Source organism: Thermomonas sp. HDW16, from assembly GCF_011302915.1.
Classification (GTDB): Bacteria; Pseudomonadota; Gammaproteobacteria; order Xanthomonadales; family Xanthomonadaceae; genus Thermomonas.
Genome location: NZ_CP049872.1, coordinates 600,715 through 620,015, shown reverse-complemented (window position 1 = coordinate 620,015; position 19,301 = coordinate 600,715). Strand labels below are relative to the sequence as shown.

At 65.7% G+C, this 19,301-nt stretch carries 24 protein-coding genes; 8 read left to right on the top strand and 16 right to left on the bottom strand.

Going from position 1 to position 19,301, the window contains the following annotated elements:
- Positions 1-137: 137 nt before the first annotated feature.
- From lpdA to G7079_RS02740, 3 genes are read right to left on the bottom strand one after another with little or no spacing between them, the layout of a single operon-like run.
- A complete protein-coding gene (gene lpdA, locus G7079_RS02750; protein WP_166055333.1) occupies positions 138-1,919 on the bottom strand; it encodes a dihydrolipoyl dehydrogenase in 1,782 nt (593 codons plus the stop codon).
- A 12-nt stretch (positions 1,920-1,931) separates the two neighbouring features.
- Positions 1,932-3,086: a mechanosensitive ion channel domain-containing protein gene (locus tag G7079_RS02745; RefSeq protein WP_166055331.1), complete on the bottom strand. Its 1,155-nt coding sequence runs from the start codon at positions 3,084-3,086 to the stop codon at positions 1,932-1,934.
- Between the two features lie 4 nt (positions 3,087-3,090).
- Positions 3,091-4,509 (bottom strand): dihydrolipoyllysine-residue acetyltransferase, encoded by a 1,419-nt coding sequence (locus G7079_RS02740; RefSeq protein ID WP_166055329.1) that lies wholly within the window; start codon positions 4,507-4,509, stop codon positions 3,091-3,093.
- 248 nt (positions 4,510-4,757) lie between these two features.
- Between G7079_RS02740 and G7079_RS02735 the strand changes: the two genes are divergently transcribed.
- Positions 4,758-4,949, top strand: a complete 192-nt coding sequence (locus G7079_RS02735) for a hypothetical protein (protein WP_166055327.1) — start codon at positions 4,758-4,760, stop codon at positions 4,947-4,949.
- Between the two features lie 18 nt (positions 4,950-4,967).
- On the opposite strand, the gene G7079_RS02730 is transcribed toward G7079_RS02735, so the two are convergent.
- The 3 genes from G7079_RS02730 to G7079_RS02720 all read right to left on the bottom strand — a co-directional run bounded on the left by G7079_RS02730 (position 4,968) and on the right by G7079_RS02720 (position 7,645).
- Positions 4,968-5,756, bottom strand: coding sequence for a VOC family protein (locus G7079_RS02730; protein WP_166055325.1), 789 nt, complete (start codon positions 5,754-5,756; stop codon positions 4,968-4,970).
- A 94-nt stretch (positions 5,757-5,850) separates the two neighbouring features.
- Positions 5,851-6,711 carry a hypothetical protein gene (locus tag G7079_RS02725; RefSeq protein WP_166055322.1) on the bottom strand — a complete coding sequence of 287 codons (861 nt, stop codon included), beginning with the start codon at positions 6,709-6,711 and terminating at the stop codon, positions 5,851-5,853.
- An 82-nt stretch (positions 6,712-6,793) separates the two neighbouring features.
- A complete protein-coding gene (locus G7079_RS02720) occupies positions 6,794-7,645 on the bottom strand; it encodes a DMT family transporter (protein WP_255453192.1) in 852 nt (283 codons plus the stop codon).
- Between the two features lie 102 nt (positions 7,646-7,747).
- Here G7079_RS02720 and G7079_RS02715 point away from each other — a divergent pair, with 102 nt between their 5' ends.
- From G7079_RS02715 to G7079_RS02705, 3 genes are all read left to right on the top strand, one after another.
- Positions 7,748-8,230 carry a YajQ family cyclic di-GMP-binding protein gene (locus tag G7079_RS02715; RefSeq protein ID WP_166055320.1) on the top strand — a complete coding sequence of 161 codons (483 nt, stop codon included), beginning with the start codon at positions 7,748-7,750 and terminating at the stop codon, positions 8,228-8,230.
- Positions 8,231-8,235: 5 nt separating this feature from the next.
- Complete coding sequence (locus G7079_RS02710; RefSeq protein ID WP_166055318.1) at positions 8,236-8,775, top strand: DUF1415 domain-containing protein; 540 nt, start codon at positions 8,236-8,238, stop codon at positions 8,773-8,775.
- Between the two features lie 68 nt (positions 8,776-8,843).
- Positions 8,844-9,896 carry an OmpA family protein gene (locus G7079_RS02705; RefSeq protein WP_166055316.1) on the top strand — a complete coding sequence of 351 codons (1,053 nt, stop codon included), beginning with the start codon at positions 8,844-8,846 and terminating at the stop codon, positions 9,894-9,896.
- 11 nt (positions 9,897-9,907) lie between these two features.
- On the opposite strand, the gene G7079_RS02700 is transcribed toward G7079_RS02705, so the two are convergent.
- The 4 genes from G7079_RS02700 to G7079_RS02685 are packed head-to-tail and all read right to left on the bottom strand — an operon-like array spanning position 9,908 to position 12,680.
- Positions 9,908-10,612, bottom strand: a complete 705-nt coding sequence (locus tag G7079_RS02700; protein WP_166055314.1) for a 16S rRNA pseudouridine(516) synthase — start codon at positions 10,610-10,612, stop codon at positions 9,908-9,910.
- Positions 10,609-11,670 carry a class I SAM-dependent methyltransferase gene (locus G7079_RS02695; protein WP_166055312.1) on the bottom strand — a complete coding sequence of 354 codons (1,062 nt, stop codon included), beginning with the start codon at positions 11,668-11,670 and terminating at the stop codon, positions 10,609-10,611. The genes G7079_RS02700 and G7079_RS02695 overlap by 4 nt, the downstream gene beginning before the upstream one ends.
- Before the next feature lie 21 nt (positions 11,671-11,691).
- Positions 11,692-12,114 (bottom strand): hypothetical protein, encoded by a 423-nt coding sequence (locus G7079_RS02690; RefSeq protein ID WP_166055310.1) that lies wholly within the window; start codon positions 12,112-12,114, stop codon positions 11,692-11,694.
- Positions 12,111-12,680 (bottom strand): sigma-70 family RNA polymerase sigma factor, encoded by a 570-nt coding sequence (locus G7079_RS02685; RefSeq protein WP_166055308.1) that lies wholly within the window; start codon positions 12,678-12,680, stop codon positions 12,111-12,113. Before G7079_RS02685 ends, G7079_RS02690 begins: the two co-directional genes overlap by 4 nt.
- Positions 12,681-12,817: 137 nt before the next feature.
- On the opposite strand from G7079_RS02685, the gene G7079_RS02680 reads away from it, so the two are divergent.
- The 3 genes from G7079_RS02680 to G7079_RS02670 all read left to right on the top strand — a co-directional run bounded on the left by G7079_RS02680 (position 12,818) and on the right by G7079_RS02670 (position 14,099).
- Entirely contained in the window at positions 12,818-13,144 is a 327-nt protein-coding gene (locus G7079_RS02680) for a hypothetical protein (protein WP_166055306.1), read from the top strand.
- A 16-nt stretch (positions 13,145-13,160) separates the two neighbouring features.
- Positions 13,161-13,472, top strand: a complete 312-nt coding sequence (locus G7079_RS02675; RefSeq protein ID WP_240906226.1) for a DUF3297 family protein — start codon at positions 13,161-13,163, stop codon at positions 13,470-13,472.
- Positions 13,473-13,544: 72 nt separating this feature from the next.
- Positions 13,545-14,099 carry a DUF3016 domain-containing protein gene (locus tag G7079_RS02670; RefSeq protein ID WP_166055304.1) on the top strand — a complete coding sequence of 185 codons (555 nt, stop codon included), beginning with the start codon at positions 13,545-13,547 and terminating at the stop codon, positions 14,097-14,099.
- Positions 14,100-14,150: 51 nt separating this feature from the next.
- Here the strand turns inward: G7079_RS02670 and G7079_RS02665 are convergent, their stop codons facing one another.
- Genes G7079_RS02665 through G7079_RS02650 form a run of 4 tightly spaced genes read right to left on the bottom strand, consistent with a single transcriptional unit; the run spans position 14,151 to position 16,796 of the window.
- Positions 14,151-15,419, bottom strand: a complete 1,269-nt coding sequence (locus tag G7079_RS02665; RefSeq protein ID WP_166057812.1) for an RNA polymerase sigma factor — start codon at positions 15,417-15,419, stop codon at positions 14,151-14,153.
- Between the two features lie 46 nt (positions 15,420-15,465).
- Positions 15,466-15,873 (bottom strand): VOC family protein, encoded by a 408-nt coding sequence (locus G7079_RS02660; protein ID WP_166055302.1) that lies wholly within the window; start codon positions 15,871-15,873, stop codon positions 15,466-15,468.
- A gap of 31 nt (positions 15,874-15,904) precedes the next feature.
- The gene (locus G7079_RS02655) at positions 15,905-16,351 is read right to left on the bottom strand and encodes a VOC family protein (RefSeq protein ID WP_166055300.1); all 447 of its coding nucleotides are present in this window, start codon (positions 16,349-16,351) and stop codon (positions 15,905-15,907) included.
- Positions 16,352-16,376: 25 nt separating this feature from the next.
- Entirely contained in the window at positions 16,377-16,796 is a 420-nt protein-coding gene (locus tag G7079_RS02650) for a YciI family protein (RefSeq protein WP_166055298.1), read from the bottom strand.
- Positions 16,797-16,963: 167 nt separating this feature from the next.
- Here G7079_RS02650 and G7079_RS02645 point away from each other — a divergent pair, with 167 nt between their 5' ends.
- A complete protein-coding gene (locus G7079_RS02645) occupies positions 16,964-17,341 on the top strand; it encodes a YciI family protein (RefSeq protein WP_166055296.1) in 378 nt (125 codons plus the stop codon).
- Positions 17,342-17,351: 10 nt separating this feature from the next.
- Here G7079_RS02645 and G7079_RS02640 read toward each other — a convergent pair whose 3' ends face one another.
- Together G7079_RS02640 and G7079_RS02635 are read right to left on the bottom strand one after the other, a co-directional pair.
- Positions 17,352-18,113 carry a class I SAM-dependent methyltransferase gene (locus tag G7079_RS02640; protein WP_166055294.1) on the bottom strand — a complete coding sequence of 254 codons (762 nt, stop codon included), beginning with the start codon at positions 18,111-18,113 and terminating at the stop codon, positions 17,352-17,354.
- Positions 18,114-18,184: 71 nt separating this feature from the next.
- Positions 18,185-19,300, bottom strand: coding sequence for a diguanylate cyclase (locus G7079_RS02635; protein ID WP_166055292.1), 1,116 nt, complete (start codon positions 19,298-19,300; stop codon positions 18,185-18,187).
- Position 19,301 lies beyond the last annotated feature (1 nt).

The following is a 19,301-nucleotide window of genomic DNA, read 5'->3' as shown; positions in this document are numbered from 1 at the left end:
TTTCCGGGAAGATGGGGGTCACACCCCCTGCGCCCGCTCCCCTCCTCGTCAGCTCAGGAAGGGCGCCCGAAGCCCCGGCCATCCCCGTCGGGGCTTCTTTTTAGGCGATTCGCCTGCGTCGACAGGCCCGGACTGCCCTACTTCCTTTTCGGGAGATAGAGCTCGGTGATGGTGCCGTCGTACACCTCGGCGGCCATGCCCACCGACTCGCTCAAGGTCGGGTGCGGATGGATGGTGTGGCCGATGTCCTCGACCTCGCAGCCCATTTCAATGGCCAGCGCGATTTCGGCGATCAGCTCGCCCGCATGCACGCCGACGATGCCGCCGCCGATGATCCGATGGCTGTCTTCATCGAACACCAGCTTGGTGAAGCCCTCGGTACGGCCCAGGCCGACCGCGCGACCCGACGCCACCCACGGGAACTTGCCGATGCCGACCTTCAGGCCCTTGGCCTTCGCCTCGGTTTCGGTGACACCAACCCAGGCGATCTCCGGATCGGTATAGGCCACCGACGGAATCACCCGCGCCACCCATTCCTTCTTCTCGCCGGCCGCCACTTCCGCCGCCAGCTTGCCCTCGTGCGTGGCCTTGTGCGCCAGCATCGGTTGGCCGACCAGGTCGCCGATGGCGAAGATATGAGGCACGTTCGTGCGCATCTGCGCATCGACCGGGATCAGCCCGCGTTCGCCCACGCGCACACCGGCCTTCTCCGCAGCCAGCTTGCCGCCATTGGCGCTGCGGCCGACCGACACCAGCACCCGGTCGTACAGCTTGCCATCGGGAATGCTGTCGCCCTCGAAACTGCAGGCGATGCCGTTTTTCTGCGCCTTGGCCTCGACCACCTTGGTTTTCAGATGGATCGCCACGCCCTGTTTCTTCAGGCGATCCGCCAGCGGCTTGACCAGGTCCTTGTCCGCGCCCGGCATCAGCTGATCCATGAACTCGACCACGGTGACCTCGCTGCCCAGCGCGCGATACACCGTGGCCATTTCCAGGCCAATGATGCCGCCGCCGACGACCAGCATTTTCTTCGGCACGTCAGCGAGGTTCAGCGCGTCGGTGGAATCCATGACGCGTGCGTCATCCCACGGGAACGACGGCAGCTTCACCGGCTGCGAACCGGCGGCGATGATGCAGTGCGCGAAACGCAGCAATTGCGTCTTGCCATCGGCATCGGCGATCTCGAGCTCATTCGTCGACACGAATTGCGCCGTGCCCTGCACCACCCGCACCTTGCGCTGCTTGGCCATGCCACCCAGGCCCTTGGTGAGCTGGCCAACGACCTTGTCCTTGTAGCCGCGCAAGGTATCGATATTGATTTTCGGCTTGCCGAAATCGACGCCGTAGTCGCTGGCATGCGCGGCCTGCTCGATCACGTCGGCGGCATGCAGCAGCGCCTTCGACGGAATGCAGCCGACATTGAGGCATACGCCACCGAGACTGGCGTAGCGTTCGATGATCACGGTATCGAGGCCAAGATCCGCGGCGCGGAACGCGGCGGTGTAGCCGCCCGGGCCGGCGCCGATCACCACCATCGCGCATTCGATGTCGGCCTTGCGGCCGGACGCGGATGCCGCCTGCGGTGCGGGCGCTTGCGTCGGTGCAGCGACAGGGGCTGCGGGCTCGACCTTCGCGGGTGCGGGCGCAGCGGCGGCGGCGGGTGCAGGAGTAGCGGCAACATCCGCGCTGTCGATTACCGCGATCAGCGCGCCTTCGGACACTGCATCGCCCAACTTCACCTTTAGCGCGGTGATCACGCCGTCGGCGATCGCCGGCACTTCCATCGTGGCCTTGTCGGATTCCAGCGTGACCAGGCCCTGATCCTTCTTCACCGTGTCGCCCACGGCGACCAGGATTTCGATCACCGGCACATCGCTATGGCCGCCGATGTCGGGCACCTTGGATTCGATCGTCGCCATTGTTGTCTCCTGTCAGCCTGTCTGCCCATCGGGCGTATTGGGGGCGTTCTTGCGGTCGGCGGCGGCGCGCGCCGCGTCCTGCTGCATTTCGCGTTCGGTATCGATCCGCGCGTCGTTGCGCGCGAGCCGTGCGCGCTCGTCGGAATCCAGCATCGCGGTCTTGGGCGCTGATGCGCCGCCCGCCAGTTCCGCATCCATGCGCAACGCAGCGAGCGCGGCCGCGCCTTCCAGCCCGAACAGGCTGCGCACGCGCAAGTCCTGCTGCGGGAACGGGATCTCGATGTCGTGCGTCTTCAGCGCAGTGTCCAGTTCCCACAGGTAGGCGGCGATGACCGCTGCATTGCGGCGCGAGGCCGATTCGTTCAACCACACGACCAGCTGGTAATCCACCGCGCTGTCGCCGAAGCCGACCAGCCAGACCTGCGGCTGCCGGTCCCCTTCGATGGCCAGGGTGAACGGCACCTTGGCCGCCGCCTCCAGCGCGGCCTTCTTCACCAGTTCCTTGTCGGTGCCGTAGGCCACGCCGAACGGCACGCGGATGCGTCGCTCCGTCGAGCTGTACGTCCAGTTCACCACCCGCTTGGTCATGAACTCGGAATTGGGCACCAGTACGTCGATATTGTCGTTGGTGGTGATGCGGGTAGAGCGAATGTTGATCGCACGCACGGTGCCGCGGATGTCGCCATCGAGCTCGATGAAGTCGCCGATCTTGAGCGATCGGTCGAACAGCAGGATCAGGCCGGACACGAAGTTGTTGAAGATCGCCTGCAGGCCGAAACCCAGGCCCACGCCCAGCGCGCCGGCGAACACGGTGAACTTGCCGATCGGTATGCCGGCGACATCGAACGCCAGCAACACGCCCACCAGCACCAACAAGTAGTTGGCCACGCGCGACACGGTATAGACCGCCGCCTGGTTCACGTCCGGATTGCGCTTCGCGTAGCGCTGCAACGCACGCCGCAGCAGCCAGGCCACCAGCCAGACCGCGAAGGCCACGATCGCCGCCAGCAGCAAGCCGCCGACGGTGATCGTCATCCCGGAGACGGAGATCAGCTTGGTGTCGAGCAAGGGCTGCAGGTCGCGCAGCCCGGTGTCCGCCGCGGCATCGGCCGCCTTGCGGACGCGATCCCCGGCTTCGCGCAGTTGCTCGCCCGTGCCCGGCTGCATCGGCCTACAACATCGCCCGCCGCAGATCGCCCAGCAGCTGCGCCAGATAGGCGGTGAAACGCGCCGCAGCCGCACCATCGATCACCCGGTGGTCGTAGCTCAGCGACAACGGCAGGATCAGGCGCGGCTGGAACGCCTTGCCGTCCCACACCGGCTTGGTATCCGACTTCGACACGCCCAGGATCGCCACTTCCGGCGCATTGATGATCGGGGTGAACGCGGTGCCACCGATCCCGCCCAGCGAGCTGATGGTGAAACAGCCGCCCTGCATCTGCTCCGGCTTCAGCTTGCCGTCGCGCGCGGCGGCCGCCAGCTCGCCCATCTCGCGGGCGATCTCCATCACGCCCTTCTTGTCGGCATCGCGCAGCACCGGCACCACCAGGCCGTTCGGCGTATCCGCCGCGAAACCAATGTTGTAGTACTGCTTGAGGATCAGGTTGTCGCCGTCCAGCGAGGCGTTGAAGTTCGGATATTTCTTCAGCGCGGCAACGCTGGCCTTGATCAGGAAGGCGAGCATGGTCAGCTTGCCAGCCTTGCCTGCGGCAATCGCCTTGGCGTTCTCGCTGTTCAAGGCGACGCGCAAGGCTTCAAGATCGGTGATGTCGGCATCGTCATGCTGGGTGACGTGCGGGATCATCGCCCAGTTGCGCGCGAGGTTCGCACCGGAAATCTTCTGGATGCGCGACAGCGGCTTGCTTTCGATCGCGCCGAACTTGGCGAAATCGACCTTCGGCCACGGGATCAGGTTCAGTCCGCCGCCGCCACCGCCGCCCGCTGCGGCAGGCGCAGCGATGCCGCCAGCCAACGCCGCCTTGACGAAGTTCTGTACGTCTTCCTTGCCGATGCGGCCGCCGCGTTCGCTGCCGGTGACCTGCATCAGATCGACCCCGAGTTCGCGCGCGAACAGGCGCACCGCCGGGCTGGCGTAGGGCACCTTGTCCGGCAGCACCGCGTCCGCATCGAAGCGCACCGGCGGCAGGCCGGCGCCCATCGGCGCGGCGGCGGGATCGGCGGCAGCGCGGGCGACTTCGGCGCGTGGCGCCTGCACCGGCACGTTTTCGGCGATCGACATCTGGGTGAGCGCATCGGGCGTGGCGGAGACGTCCACCGGCTCGACCCGCGCGCCAGTCTCGGACGACGCCACTTCAGCCTTCGGCGATTCCGGTTCCGCGCGCCCGGCGTCGGTGATCTCGATGATCGCGACCAGCCCGCCTTCGGACAGGTTGTCGCCGAGCTTGACCTTGAGTTCCTTGACCACGCCGGCGAAGGGCGACGGCACTTCCATCGTCGCCTTGTCGGACTCCAGGGTGACGAGTCCTTGATCCACGGTCACGGCATCGCCGGGCTTGACCAGCAATTCGATCACCGGCACATCGCTGTGACCGCCGATATCGGGGACGCGCGCTTCCTTCAGCTCTGCCATGCCGCACTCCGGGGCCCAAAAGACCGGTATGAAGCCCGTATTGTTGCCATATCCGGCGCTCCGGAACAAACCGGAGGTCGTTTTTCAGAATTTACCCGGGTGAATAAGTTTTTGCCGCCGCGGCAGCACCATGCCGAAGGTCGGGATGCCGCTCGTCACTGCCACCTCCAGCACTGCAACCCTCGGCGCGGCGCGCGCATCTTTCGTGTTGTGGCGGCATCCCCCGATGCCGCGACGGAGGAAAGACGATGAGATCCATCCAGCATGTGCTGTGGCGCGGCGCCCTGGCGCTGGGCCTGTTGGCGGTCGGGGTCGGCAGCGGTCTTGGCATGCCGCCCATCGAACAGACCGCATCCCGCGCCGATTGCCCGCCGCAACTGCGCATCGTGGTCGCCGACGCCGCCGACAGCGATTTATACGTGCGCCCGGCATCCGGGTGATCGTGACGAGCCGCCCGCTCACCCCTGCGGGCTAGGCGTCATCACGTAGAAGCCGGCCCCGGACGGGTCTTCGATGCGGGCGATGCGGCCCACCGTCGGCACGTCGAAGGCAGGCACCACGGTCTTGCCGCCCAATGTCTGCGCACGCTCCAGCGTGGCATCGACATCCGTCACGTGCAGGTAGATCGACCAGTGCGAGGGAATGCCCGCCCACTGCTCGTCCATCTGCAACATCCCGCCAAAGCCGCTTTCATCGCCGGGCACGGACAGCACGCGGTATTGGGTCGGACCCGCATCGAGCGGCGTTGCCTGCCAGCCGAGCACGGCACCGTAGAACGCTTCGGCGGCGGCGATGTCGCGCGTGGCCAGCTCCACCCACAGCACCGAGTTCGGTTCGCCCAGCACGCCCACCCCGGGATGCGCACGCGGCTGATGCAGGTTGAACACCGCGCCTTCCGGATCGCCGATGGTCGCCATGCGAAGGTGCTCCATCACCTCGAACGGCTCGCAGAACACCTTGCCGCCGTTTGCACGCGCCGCCTCCACCGTGGCATCGCAATCGGCGACCTTGAAGTACACGCTCCAATGCGGCGGCACGCCAGCGGCGACCATGTCCGCCATCAGCGTGTAGCAGGCGGCCACGTCGCGGCCATCGAGCTGGAAGATCGTGTAATGGCTGCCGTCCGGCATCGACGTCTTGCGCTGCGTCCAGCCGAACAGCGCGGAGTAGAAGGTTTCGGCCGCCGCCTGGTCGCTGGTGCCGAGTTCGAACCAGGTGGGCGCGCCAAGGGGGTGGTCGATGCTCATCGCAAGGCTCCGGCAGGTGGATCGCCGAGGCTACGCGCTTGCGATGACAAGGTCATGGCGCGGCGCGGCACGGCCGCGCCATGGCCGCAGCCACTCAATCCCCGAGGATGCGAATGGCGACCGAGAAGACCGCTCGGTCGACGTAACGGGCACTGCCGCCCACGTTCAGGCGAAGCGTCGTCGGATTGGCGAAGAAGCTGTTGGCTTGCGCCTGGGTCAGCCCATAGGTTTCCATCAGCAGGCGTTTGCTGATGCCAGCATTGCAGGCCACCGATTTCCGCTGGGTCGTGGTCAGCGGGAACTGCGGGACCAGCGCGGTCTGGAACACCTCGAAGGCCAGCGTCCCCGTGGTGAACGTGCCGTTGAAGGGCGCGCCGGTGACGGGATTGACCAGCCCGGTCGTGTTGAGCACAGGATTCTCGACGGTCGCCGTGACCGAATAGGCCACGCTGCCCACCACCGCGTTGGTGCCGTTATTGCCGGTGAAATAGGCCTGGAACATTGGCGTCAGCAGGTAGCAGAACATCGAATTGCTGGCATTCGCCGGCAGGTTGAAGCGGAGGATGTCTTCGAAGCGGTAGAACGTGGTCGTGGCCGGGTTGGCCACCTGTTGGCAGCGCGCCGCAGGATCCTCTGCGGTCCAGGCCGCGCAATCGATATCGACCCCGTAGACTTCGCTCTTCTGGCCTAGCCAGCGCACGTTTCGCCCGAACGAATCCACATCCCCCACGTCATCGACGGTCGGCGGTGCCGGCGGCCGCGCGGGCTTGGCCATGCGCACGAAACTGTCCCGCGGCGCGGCGAAGCTGCCGACCGAGGCCGGGCTGGTTTGGGATGCTGTGGTGCCAGCCGTCGCGAAGATCGGTGCGATGGCACCGCGATTGGCGGCAAAGGCGATGGCGCCGGCCAGGCCCAGGCCGGCGGCAATGGCGACGATCAAGTGCTTGCGTTGCATGTGGAACTCCCCGTTGGTGGACGTACCACCCTGTTTGCGCAAAAACGGGGAGAATCCGTTCACCGCCGGCGGGGAATTCCGTTCAGGGGTGCTCCGCCTCCGCATGCACCTTCTCGCGGCGGATCAGGTACAGGCCGCTGGCGATGATGATGGCCGCGCCCAACCAGGTCACGGAGTCCGGCAGCACGCCCCACAGGGTGAGGTCGAGCAGCACGCCCCAGACCAGCGCGGTGTATTCCAGCGGCGCGATCAGCGAGGCCTCACCAAGGCGGAAAGCCTCGGTGATGGTGTACTGCCCCAGCGCGCCGGCGATGCCGATTCCGCCGATGATCCACAAATCCTGCGCGCGCAACGGCACCCAGTTCGGCAATGCCAACGCACCGGCGCCGAGCGCCATCAAGGCCAGCAACCAGAAGGTGATCGCCTGCGTGCTATCGGTGCGGGCGATGACGCGCACGGTGATCGCCGACACTGCATAGCCCACCGCGGCCACCAGCACCGCGAGGCCCGCCATCGACAACACACCTTCGCCGGTCGGCCGCAGCACCACCAGCACGCCGATCAGGCCAATGCCGATCGCCGTCCAGCGACGCGGGCCGACGCGTTCGCCCAGGATCGGCACCGACAACGCGGTGATCAGCAGCGGCGCGACGAAAAAGATCGAATATGCGGTGGACAGCGGCAGCGTCTTCAGCGCGAACACGAAGCTCGCCATCATCACGATGCCCAGCACCCCGCGCAGCAGGTGCAGCGGCCAGCGCACGCGCAGCAGCGAGGCCGCGCCGGCCGTCCACAACGCCCAGGCCAGAACCAGCGGCAACGAGGACAGCCCGCGCAAGGCGGCGACCTGGAACGGCGGGTAATGCGCGGACAGGGTCTTCAGGCCCGCGTCCATCAGCGAGAACAACGCCACCGATACCAGCATCAGTACCATCCCGCGGCGTTGCCGTTGTGCGTGCGTGGCGCTTTCCGTCGCTGTCTCCATCGCGCCAGCATGCGGTAACCTGCCCGCCCCGTCATCTGCCACCGCACCGCCATGCCTTCCTTCGACATCGTTTCCGAAGTGGATACCCACGAACTCACCAACGCCGTGGACCAGGCCAACCGCGAACTGTCCACCCGCTTCGATTTCAAGGGCGTGGAGGCGTCGTTCGAGCTGGACGACAAGCTGATCACCCAGTCCGCGCCCAGCGATTTCCAGCTGCAGCAGATGACCGACATCCTGCGCGCGCGCCTGTTCGCGCGGAAGATCGACGCGCGCTGCCTGGAATTCGGCGATATCGAGACCAACCTGGCCGGCGCGCGGCAGAAGATCACCGTCAAGCAGGGGATCGAACGCGAACTGGCGAAGAAGCTGCAGGGCGCGATAAAGGACGCCAAGCTCAAGGTGGATTCGCAGATCAATGGCGACAAGCTGCGCGTCACCGGCAAGAAGCGCGACGACCTGCAGGCGGCGATGGCGCTGCTGCGCGGCCAGGAATTCGAGCGCCCGCTGCAGTTCGACAACTTCCGGGATTGAGCGCAATGGACGCCGTTGCGGTTGAAGCGGACGTTCGCCGCTGGCTGGAACGCGCGGTGATCGGCCTGAACCTGTGCCCGTTCGCGAAGGCTGTGTACGTCAAGGATCAGGTGCGGATCGTGGTCAGCGATGCCAGCACCGAGCGCGCCTTGCTGGAAGAACTCGGCGAGGAAATGGCGTTGTTGCGCGATACACCGGCCGAGCAGATCGACACCACCTTGCTGGTGCATCCGCAGGTCTTGCAGGATTTCCTGGACTACAACGATTTCCTGGACGATGCCGACGGCCTGGTCGAAGCGCTCGAACTGGACGGCGTGCTGCAAGTGGCGAGCTTCCATCCCGATTACCAATTCGCCGACACCGAACCGGACGACGCAGAGAACCTGACCAACCGCGCGCCCTACCCGATCCTGCACCTGCTGCGCGAAGACAGCGTGGATCGCGCGGTGGCGGCGTATGCGGAACCGGACGCGATCATCGAGCGCAACGTGGCGACGATGCGGGAACTGGGCAGCGAAGGGTTCTCGAAACTGCTGCAGCCCTGACCGCGCCGACTGGCCGGCACCGCGACATTTGGTCGTTCACCCGTATGGGTAACCGCGGGATAACGGCGATGGCGCACGCAAAGGCATGGCTTTCATTGGCGGTGATGGCGGCGCTCGTGACCGCCGGTTGCAAGCGCGAACAGGCACCGCCTGCGCCCGCACAAGCGCCGGTTGAAGCCGTTGCGGCAACCACCGCACCAACCGCGCCCGATGCGGCGGCCACGCCAGCACCCACCGCTGGGGCCGACTTCGATCCCGCCAGCGTGCCCGAGAGCACCGCAACATTGCCGCCATTCCCGTTCTTCAAGATTCCCGACGGACTGGAAAGCGTTTACGCCGAAAAAGATAAGAACGTCGCGTTTGATCGCCACTACTTCATCGCCGGCGACAAGGCGATCCCGCTGGAAGGCAGGCTCTTCCACGACAAGTTCAACCTGACCAACGAGGCGCGGCCCTACAGCGATATCGAATTCCGGCGCAATTACGAGAACGCGATCAATGCGCTTGGCGGCAAGAAGATCAACACCTCGCAATACACCTACGAGGTGATGGATGCAGCCGGCGGTCGCGATGCGCTGGAAAAGACCAATTACGCAGCAGGCATGAACCCGGACTATCCGCACGACATCTATCTGCTGCGCCAGGGCGGCAAGGAATGGTGGATCGACGTGAGTACCGGGGCATTCCCGCTGCACGGTTTTGTGGTCGTGCTGGAGAAGGAAGGCATGAAGCAGTCGCTGGCCTTGCTGGATGCCGCAGCGATGAAACAGGCGATCGACAAGGAGGGCCGGGTTGCCCTGCACATCAATTTCGATACCGACAAAGCGACCCTGCGGCCCGACGCACAACCGACCATCGACGAAATCCACAAACTGCTCAGCGGCGATCCCGCGCTGAAGCTGTCGATCGAAGGCCACACCGACAACACCGGCACGCCCACGCATAACCAGGAACTGTCCGCCGCGCGTGCACGCAGCGTGCTGGGCGCGCTGGTCGGGCTGGGCATCGATCCCGCACGGCTGTCGTCAAAGGGTTTTGGTCAGGACAAGCCGGTGGCGGACAATGCCGGCGAATCCGGTCGCGCCGAGAATCGCCGGGTCGAGTTGGTGAAGGCGAACTGAGCCACGCAGGCTCAGGCCGGCGCGAATAGCGCCTGCTGGTGCGGCGCATCCAGCGCCCGCCACTGCCCTTCCGGCAGATCGTCCAGCCCCAATCCGCCGATGCGTTCGCGATGCAGCGCTTCGACATGGTTGCCGACCGCTGCGAACATCCGCCGCACCTGGTGGTAACGGCCTTCGTGCAGGGTCAGGCGCGCATGGCACGCGTCGATCACTTCGAGTTCCGCCGGCAGCAGCGGCGTGGTCTCGTTGTCCAGCATCAGCGTGCCGCTGGCGAAGATCGCGGCATCATCGCCACGCAGATCGTCCGCCAGCGTGGCCAGATACACCTTCGGCAATTTCGACTTCGGCGAAATGATCCGGTGCAGCAATTGGCCGTCGTCGGTGAACAGCAGCAGTCCCGAGGTCTCACGATCCAGTCGCCCGACCGTCGACAACGTCGGGCTGCGCAGGCGGAAACGCGGCGGCAGCAGGTCGTACACAATGCGGCCCGGATCCTTCATCGAACAGGTGTAGCCCACCGGTTTGTTGAGCATCAGCAACAAGCCGGGCGGCAGGTCCAGCGGCTCGCCATCGACGCGTACGTTGTCGTGGTCGAGTGGATCATCGGCATACAGCACTTCGCCCGCAGCATCGGTGATGCGGCCCTCGCGGAACATCCACTGCACGTCCTTGCGGCTGCCGTAGCCCAGGTTGGCGATGTGCTTGACCAGCTTCATCGCGCGGCCTTGATCGCTTCCACGATCTTGAAGCCGCCGTTCTGCGCGACCGTGCGCACCTGCGCAAAACCATCGCCCAGCGCCTGTTCGTAGGGCAGGTGCCGGTTGGCGACCAACCACAAGCGGCCCGCCGGTTTCAACGCATTCGCAGCGGCAGCGATGAAGGCACGGCCGATATCCGGGCGGTCGCCGCGACCCAACGCATGGAACGGCGGATTGCAGACGATGGCGTCGAAACGCTCGGCCACGCCCTGGGTCACGTCCTGCCAGTGGCAGTGCACGGGCAAATGGGCATCAGCAAGGTTTTCGTCGGCCAGCGCGAGCGAACGCGCATCGGCTTCGTACAGATCAAGCGAGGTCACCTGCTTGCAGCGCGCCAGCACCTGCATCGACAGGTAACCCCAGCCCGCACCCAAGTCGCCCACGCGGCCGTGCAGATCGTTCGGCAAGGCCTCCGCCAGCATCTTCGAGGCCGCATCCACGCGATCCCAGGCGAACACGCCGGGTCGCGTCCGGAATTCACCACCGGGTACCTCGGCGCTGCGCTGGATGCGCGGTTTGTCGGCCTGCGACCACTGCGCAAACAAATCCGCATCGAACGCCGCATCGGCGCGCGTCCAGAACACCCGGCAATGATGCTTGCTGATTGTGGTCAGCGCGCCGGCCAGTTGCTTGAGGTCGGTCTCGCGCGATTTCGCGCCTTCGTCGTTGGTGACCGAGGCGATGACGATGCCGCCCGGCGCTACCGCCATGCAGGCTTTTGCCAACAGCGCGCGCGCTTCCTCGCGCTGGCGTGGCGGCAATACCAACACCAGCGAAAATTTCGCCGTGGGCAGCGCGTCTTCGTCGATCAACTCGGCGCCGATGCGCTGCAGGCGTTCGGCTTCCGGTTTGAACGGCTGGGTGCAGGCGAATGCCTGTTGTCGCCATGCATGCAGGGCCGCGCCTTCGCGCGCGCGCAGGAACAGCACATCGCCCTGCGCCGGCCAGCGCAGCAGGCCGTCTGAGAAAGGATGCAGGAGGGCGTCGAGCGCCTGATCGCGATGACTGGATGACATGCGCCCAGTTTAACGATGCGCTCAGGGAATCGCGTGCGTGCCGTCCGTGAAGTGCTGGCGCAGCGCGCCGAAGCCCCAATTGCCCAGCACGCACAGCGCGGCGACGGCGCTCCAGCCCAGCGCATCGCTGCCACCCGGCAGCACCTGCGCGAGTTCCACGGCCCAGCCGCGGCCGTACCAAGCGACCACGACGGCGGCGGACAGCGCGAACACGAGCACCAGGCCACGCAACAGGCGCTGCTCCAGCAGCGAATTTGAAGCGGCCTGCGCGGCGGCGCTTCTCGCGACGGTAGTCGCGAAATCCGACGGCAGCGCCATTGGCGGCACGCGGCGCAAGGCATGCGCGATGCGCAGCTCGTCGACATCCGCGTCCACGTCGCCCATTCGGGCTTTTTCCTGCGCCTGCCACCGCAGTTCGTCGAATCCGTGATCCTTGGTGTTCATGCGGCAACTCCCATGCGCGGCGCGAGCAACTCGCGCAGTTTGCTACGGCTGCGGAACAGATGACTCTTGATCGTGCCTTCGGCCAGGCCGGTGATGGTGGCGATCTCGCCGATCGGCAGTTCTTCCAGGTGATACAGGGTGAGGATCGTGCGTTGCAACGGCGGCAGGCGTTCGATGGCGGCATGCAGTTCGCGCTCGTCATCGGCCTGCGCGTGCTGGCCCTGCAGGTCGACGCCGTCGCCGATATTGTCGAGCAGGGACAGGCCGTCCTCGTCGTCCACCGGATCGATCAGTGCGATGCGCTTGCGCTCCAGATGACGCTTGGCCACCGAATACGCCACCTGCCCGATCCACGACTTCAGCGGACTGTCGTAGCGGTACTGATGCAGGTAGCGATGCACGCGCAGGAAGGCTTCCTGGCACAGCTCGCGGGTGTCCTCCGGGTGCCGCACCATGCGCTGGATCACGTGCCAGCACAGGCCCTGGTAGTCGCGCACCAATTGCTCGAACGCGCCCGCGCGGTTCGCGAGCACGGCTTCGACAAGGGCGCGGTCGGAGGCATCCATCCGCCATGGGATACGCCAGGGGCGGCATCGGTTGCAATCGATTTTCGACCAACCGGGTGCAACCGCGTGCCGAATGCCCGTATCCCTTTGCCCGAACGGCCCATGCGGCCGACGCAACCCAGCACAGGACGACCCACATGAATTTCGAACTGCTTATCCCGATCAGCCTGTTCGCCTGCATCGCCTATTCGATCAAGGCGGTGGTCGATGCGCGCGTGCGCAAGCAACTGGTCGCCAGCAACGGCGCACCCGACCTGGTGCGCAGCATCCTGGAGGCCGACGAGAGCAACCGCCGCCTGTCCTCGCTGCGTTGGGGCATCACCCTGGTCGCGCTGGCGATCGGCTTCGGCATCGTCGAGGCTGCCGGTTGGCAGGAGATCACCCCCGGCGTGGTCGCGGTGCTGGTCGGCGCGATTGGTTTTGGCAACCTGGCTTCGTTCGCGGCCGCGCGTAAGCTCGGCTGAGCGGCGCGCTACGGGTATGCTGTCGACCCCCGAGGCCGGCAGCACGCCCATGACCGACAACAAGCTCGATACACCACCCGACCACCTGTCCAACGACCCGCGCAGCAAGTTCCATGATCCGTCTGTGCTGGAACGCGGCATCGGTATCCGTTTCAACGGGGTGGAACGCCACAACGTGGACGAGTACTGCATCAGCGAAGGTTGGGTGCGCTTGCCGGTCGGCAAGTCGCTCGATCGCCGCGGGCAGCCGATGACGATGAAGGTCAAGGGCAAGGTCGAGGCCTGGTTCCTGGATGACGCCAGCGAAGTCGAAACCCCCGCTGACTGAGGTCCCCGGGATCGCCCCGCTGGCGATCCCGCGGACGCACACTGGCACCACGACCAATCGTGGAGCCCTGCCATGAACATCAAGTCCTTCGCGCTTCCACTGGCGCTTGCACTCGCTGCGGCCGGTTGTGCGTCGACCAGTCCGAACATGCTGGCTGCAGATGCACCGCGCGCGCTGCCTGAGTCCGGCCCGGTCAACGTGCAATGGAACGATCCGGCGACCTTCGCCGAGCTGCGCTATAGCCGCAATCACTACGATGCCGAACATGGCCGCTGGCTGACCGACCTTGCCAAGTACCTGCGTAAAAGCGCAGAAGCACAACTGCCTGCCGGTGAGCGCCTCGAGCTGACGATTACCGATGTCGACCGCGCCGGCGATTTCGAACCATGGCACGGACTGCGGTACCAGGACACGCGTATCGTCCGCGACATCTATCCGCCGCGCATGACCCTGCAAGTTCGCCATTTCGATGCCAGCGGCGCATTGGTCTCCGAAGGAGAACGCAAGCTCAGCGATCCTGCATTCATGCTTGGAAGCAGCCCCATCAACGAATCCGATTCGCTGCGCTACGAGAAGCGCATGATCGACAGCTGGCTGCGTCGCGAACTGGATACCGCCGCACGCTGAGCGCCGACCATCGGCACCCCCTCGAAGCCGCCTGCAGGCGGCTTCGTCATTTCAGGCGCCAACACAGGCGGCGGCGCGCGCGGACAGCACCTCGCGCTCACGCGCATTGCCGGTGAGTTCGGCAGCGCGTTCAAATTCCCTTCGTGCTTCGTCGGCCCGTCCCAGCTGTTGCAACAGATCGCCATGCACAGCATGCAGCGGTGCGTAGCCACGCAGCTGCGGCATCACGACCAGGTCTTCGACGATGGGCAGCGCGACGTCTGCACCAAACGCCTTGCCCACCGCCACGGCGCGATTGAGCTCCACCACCGGCGACGGCATCGCCTGGACCAGCAACGCATACAGTGCAGCGATCCGCGCCCAGTCGGTGTCTTCCGCACGCAAAGCGCGCGCATGGCAGGCAGCAATCGCGGCCTGCAGCGCATACGGCCCCTTCGAGCCACCCAGTCGCTGCGCGCGATCCAATGCGTTGAACCCGCGCTGGATCTGCAACCGATCCCAGCGCGCACGGTTCTGTTCCGGCAACAGGATCGGCCTGCCGTCCGCCTGCGCGCGCGCCGGCATGCGCGAGGCCTGCAACTCCATCAGCGCGAGCAGGCCAAGAGCCTCGGATTCGTCCGGCAACAGGCCGACCAGCACGCGCGCCAGCCGCAAGGCTTCCTCGCACAAGGCCGGCCGCATCCAGTCCTCGCCGCTGGTCGCGGCATAGCCTTCGTTGAAGACGAGATAGAGGACCTCGAGCACCGCATCCAGCCGCTCCCGCAGTTCGGCCTTGCGCGGCACTTCGAACGCCACCTGCTTCTCGGCCAGCGTCCGCTTCGCACGCACGATGCGCTGCGCCACCGTCGGCTCCTGCTGCAGGAAGGCGCGGGCTATTTCGGCAGTGCTGAGCCCACCCAGCATGCGCAGGGTCAGCGCCACGCGCGATTCCATCGGCAGCACGGGATGGCAACTGACGAACAACAGGCGCAACAAGTCGTCGCCGATGTCGTCGTCCGCCCGCCGTTGCGCGTCGTCGCCTTGCATGTCGGCTCCCTGCAATTCCAGCTCGATGCCGTATTCGCCCTGCTTGCGGGCATGCAGCTGGCGCTGGCGGACGTGGTCGATGGCGCGGTGCTTGGCCGCGGTCATCAGCCACGCCGCCGGGTTGTCCGGCACGCCATCGCGCGGCCAGCGCTCCAACGCACCGAGTAACACGTCCTGCGCCAACTCCTCGGCGGTGTCGATGTTGCCGGTGATGCGCGTCAGGCGGGCCAGCAACTTCGGCGATTCCATCCGCCACAGGGCATCGAGGCGGCGATGGACCGCGGCATCGTTCATCCTGCCCATGCCGCCATTCTGCGTGCGTTCCACGCTCCCCGCGCCATCAGTGCGCCGGGAATTGCGATTCGTCCATCCAGAACGGACCCCAGTTGTGACCATCCAGGTCGACGAATCCCCGCTCGTACATGAAACCGTGGTCGGTGGCCTCGCCTTCTTCCCTTGCGCCGGCGGCGATCGCCTTGTCCACGAAGTCGTCGACTTCCGCCCGGCTGTCGAAGGACATGGCAAGCAGGACCTCGGTGGCCTCCCGCGTATTGCAGATCGACTTCGGCGTGAACGACGAGAAGAACGATTCCTGCAGCAACATCACCGCGGTCACGTCGTTGACGATCATGCTGGTGGCGTTTTCGCTGGTGAATTTCTGGTTGAACGTGAAGCCAAGCGCAGTGAAGAAATCGACGGAGCGCTTCAGGTCTTTCACCGGCAGGTTGACGAAGAGTTTGCGGGGCATGGTGTGTCCTTCGATTGGATGCGGGGATCGATTACGGCATCGGCTTGTTGCAATTGACCATCCACGGCTTGCCGTAGCGGTCATGGAACATGCCGAAGCGCTGCGACCACGACGTTTCAGTCAGCGGCATCTGCACCTTTCCGCCCGCAGACAATGCGACGAATACGCGCTCGGCTTCCTCGACAGTGTCGACCTCGATATTGACCGTGGTGTCGTTGCGGCCGTCGACCTGCACAGAACCATCGCAGCCCGCGCCCATGATCGAATCGCCACCCATGATCGAGGCGCCGCCGGCCATCAGGTTCACGTGCGCGATCTGCGCCTTTGCCGCGTCCGGCAGCGGCGGCTGATCGGGTGCCGACGGCATGTCGCCATAAGTGATCACCGCGACGAGCTCGCCGCCCAGCGCACTGGCGTAGAAGTCGAACGCGGCGCGGCAGTCGCCGTTGAAGAACATCAGGTACGGAATCAGTTTCATCGGGTCGCTCCTGGTGGTTGTTACGTCAATTGCCGAGGCGTTCGCGCAGGCGGTCTTCCTGCTCGCGCAACTCGGGCGTGAATTCGGCGCCGAAGTCCTCGGCCTCGAACAGCGGGCGGATCTCGAGTTCGGACGGGCCCGGCATCGGGTTCGGGCAGCGCTTGGCCCATTCGATCGCCTCGTCCATCGAGCGCACCTGCCATAGCCAGAAACCGGCCACCAGTTCGCGGGTTTCCGCGAACGGCCCGTCGATCACCCGCCGCTGCGGGCCATCGAAGGCGATGCGCGCGCCGCGCGAACTCGGGTGCAGGCCCTCGCCGGCCAACATCACCCCGGCGTTGACCAGTTCCTCGTTGAACTTGCCCATCGCCTCCAGCAACTCCGTACTCGGCATCGTGCCGGCTTCGGAATCGACCGTGGCCTTCACCATCACCATCACTTTCATGTCCTGCTCCTTCGACTGTCCGGACCGGCCCGACCCGCCTTCGTGGATGACGACGCACCATGGCAGGCCATTTCGACACGCATGATGAAATTTTTGTTTCGCGTTCAGGTTTGTAAGGCCGTCTATCGGCGGGCATGATCCACGCCTGTCCCGCACCGGAGCCGGCGATGCAATTCCTGACCCTGATCTATACCGACCCGGAACGCCTGGCCGACCTGCCGGCGGAAGAATACGACCACCTGATGCGCGGTTGTTTCGAGAAAGCCGACGCCCTGCGCGATGCCGGCTGCCTGCTCGGCTCGCAGCAACTGGAAAGCCATGCGACCGCGCGCACCCTGCGCGTGCGCGAGGGCGTGGCGCGAATCACCGACGGCCCGTTCGCCGAAACCCGCGAATTCCTCGCCGGCTTCAACCTGATCGAAGCGGTCGACATCGACGAAGCGATGCGCATCGCCCACGAATTCCCGTGGGCGCGCTTCGGCAGCATCGAGGTGCGCCCGGTGCGCGACATGCAGGCGGTACGTACGCGGGTGGGTGCGACCTGAGCGACTTGGATCACGGCTTGCGATAGAGATGCACGAAGCGGTCGGTCTTGCCGCGGATCGCCGGGTCGAATACGTTCTTCGTGCGGTCGTCGTCCGGGTTGCGCAGCACCGGGATCGCGGCTTCCCATTGCAGGCCGTGCTTGCGGAAATCGGCGATGGCGAATTGCTCGTCGATGCGGTGCAAGCCCTGCGCCGCGCTGCTGCCGGTGCCCTGCTTCGCGCTGTGGTCGACCACCAGCAGCACGCCGCCGGGCTTCAACGCGCGCACGGCCTGGTCGAGGAATTTCCCGGCATCTACCTTCGGCCAGCCTTCCTTTTCATCCACCCAGTAGAGGTCGTGGTAGGACATCACGATCACCGCGCCGTCCAGCACGTTCTCGCCCATGCCCAGCGCGTCGCTGGGGCCGACCACGTGGGTCACGTTGGGCAGGCGGCCGTTGCCCAGGCGTTCGGTGTAGCCCTTCTTGCCGAAGCCGTCGTAACCGGGATTGTTGACCAGCAGCACTTTGCCGCTGGAACCGACGATGCCGGACAGGATCTCGCTGTAATAGCCGCCGCCAGCAAGGATGTCGGCCACGGTGTCGCCACGCTTGAACTTCGCCAGCGCCAGTACTTGCGCGGGGTTGTCGCGCGCATCGCGCTCGCGGTCGGCCGCGCTGCGCGCCGGATTGGCCAGCACGCGCTCGATGCCGACGGAACCGACGCCACCAACGCTGGCGCAACTGGTCATGGTGATCGCGGCAAGGCAGGAGACAAGCAACAAGCGGCGCATGGCGGACTCCGGGACGGGACGAATGCTGCGCCCATCATGCCCATTGCATTGCGGCTGGCGCGGGCCGTTGGTCATGGCTCCGCAGGTTCCGCGCAGACCCGGTTACGCCCTTGTTGCTTGGCCGTATACATGGCGCGGTCGGCAATGGCGACCAGCCGTTCCGGAGGAGGGTGCGCGACCGCCGGCACCAGCGCAGCCACGCCCACACTGACCGTGACATGCGCCGATACCGGCGAGGCGGGATGCAGCATCGCCTTGGTTTCCACCGCCACGCGCAAAGCCTCGGCGATGGCCGTGGCAGCCGCCAGGTCGCGCCCCGGCAGCAGCAGCACCAGTTCCTCGCCACCGAAGCGCCCGACCAGATCGTCTTCGGATTCCACGAAATCCTCGCAGGTGCGCGCAAGTTCGCGCAGGCACTCATCGCCGTACAGATGCCCGCAGGCATCGTTGAGCGGCTTGAATGCATCGGCATCGACCATCAGCAGGGCCAGCGGCCGGCCCTCGACGGCCATGCGCAACCAGTCCGCGGCAAGCCGCTGGTCGAAGCGGCGGCGGTTGGCGATGCCGGTCAGTCCGTCGATCATCGACAGCTGTTCCAGCTTGTCGTTCGCCTGCCGCAGTTCATCGGCGATGCGTGCGAAATGGATCGCACCGGCCACCAAATCGGCGACCGCATCGAACACCGCGCAGGCTTCGGCATCGAAGAAATCGGTGCGCGTGCTTTCGATGTTGAGCACGCCGTGCAGGCGCCTGCCGTGGCGGATCGGCACCAGGTATTCGCTGCGCACGTCGTCATTGCCGGCTACGTAGTCCGGGTCGCTGTGCACGTCGGCAATCAGCTGCGGCATACCGAGCCGCGCACAACGCCCGGCACCGCCCTGGGTCACCGGCCAATCGCCGATCATCGCCAACGGCGACTGGGTCCATTCGCCCGAATAAACCTCGTGGACGAATTGCGTGTTGGCCTCATCCAGCAGGATCACGCTGGCGATGGCCACTGGCAGTTCCGCCACCAGGCATTCGCAGATGCCCTCCAACAACGCATCGAGATCCGAGCCTTGCAGTGCTTCGCGTGCGATGCGCACCAGGATACGACCAAGGGTGGCGCGACGCGCGGGTGCGTCCTGCCCGTCCCAGTCACTGACTGGGGAATCCACCGCCGGGTTGTATGCGGCATCGCTGGTCATG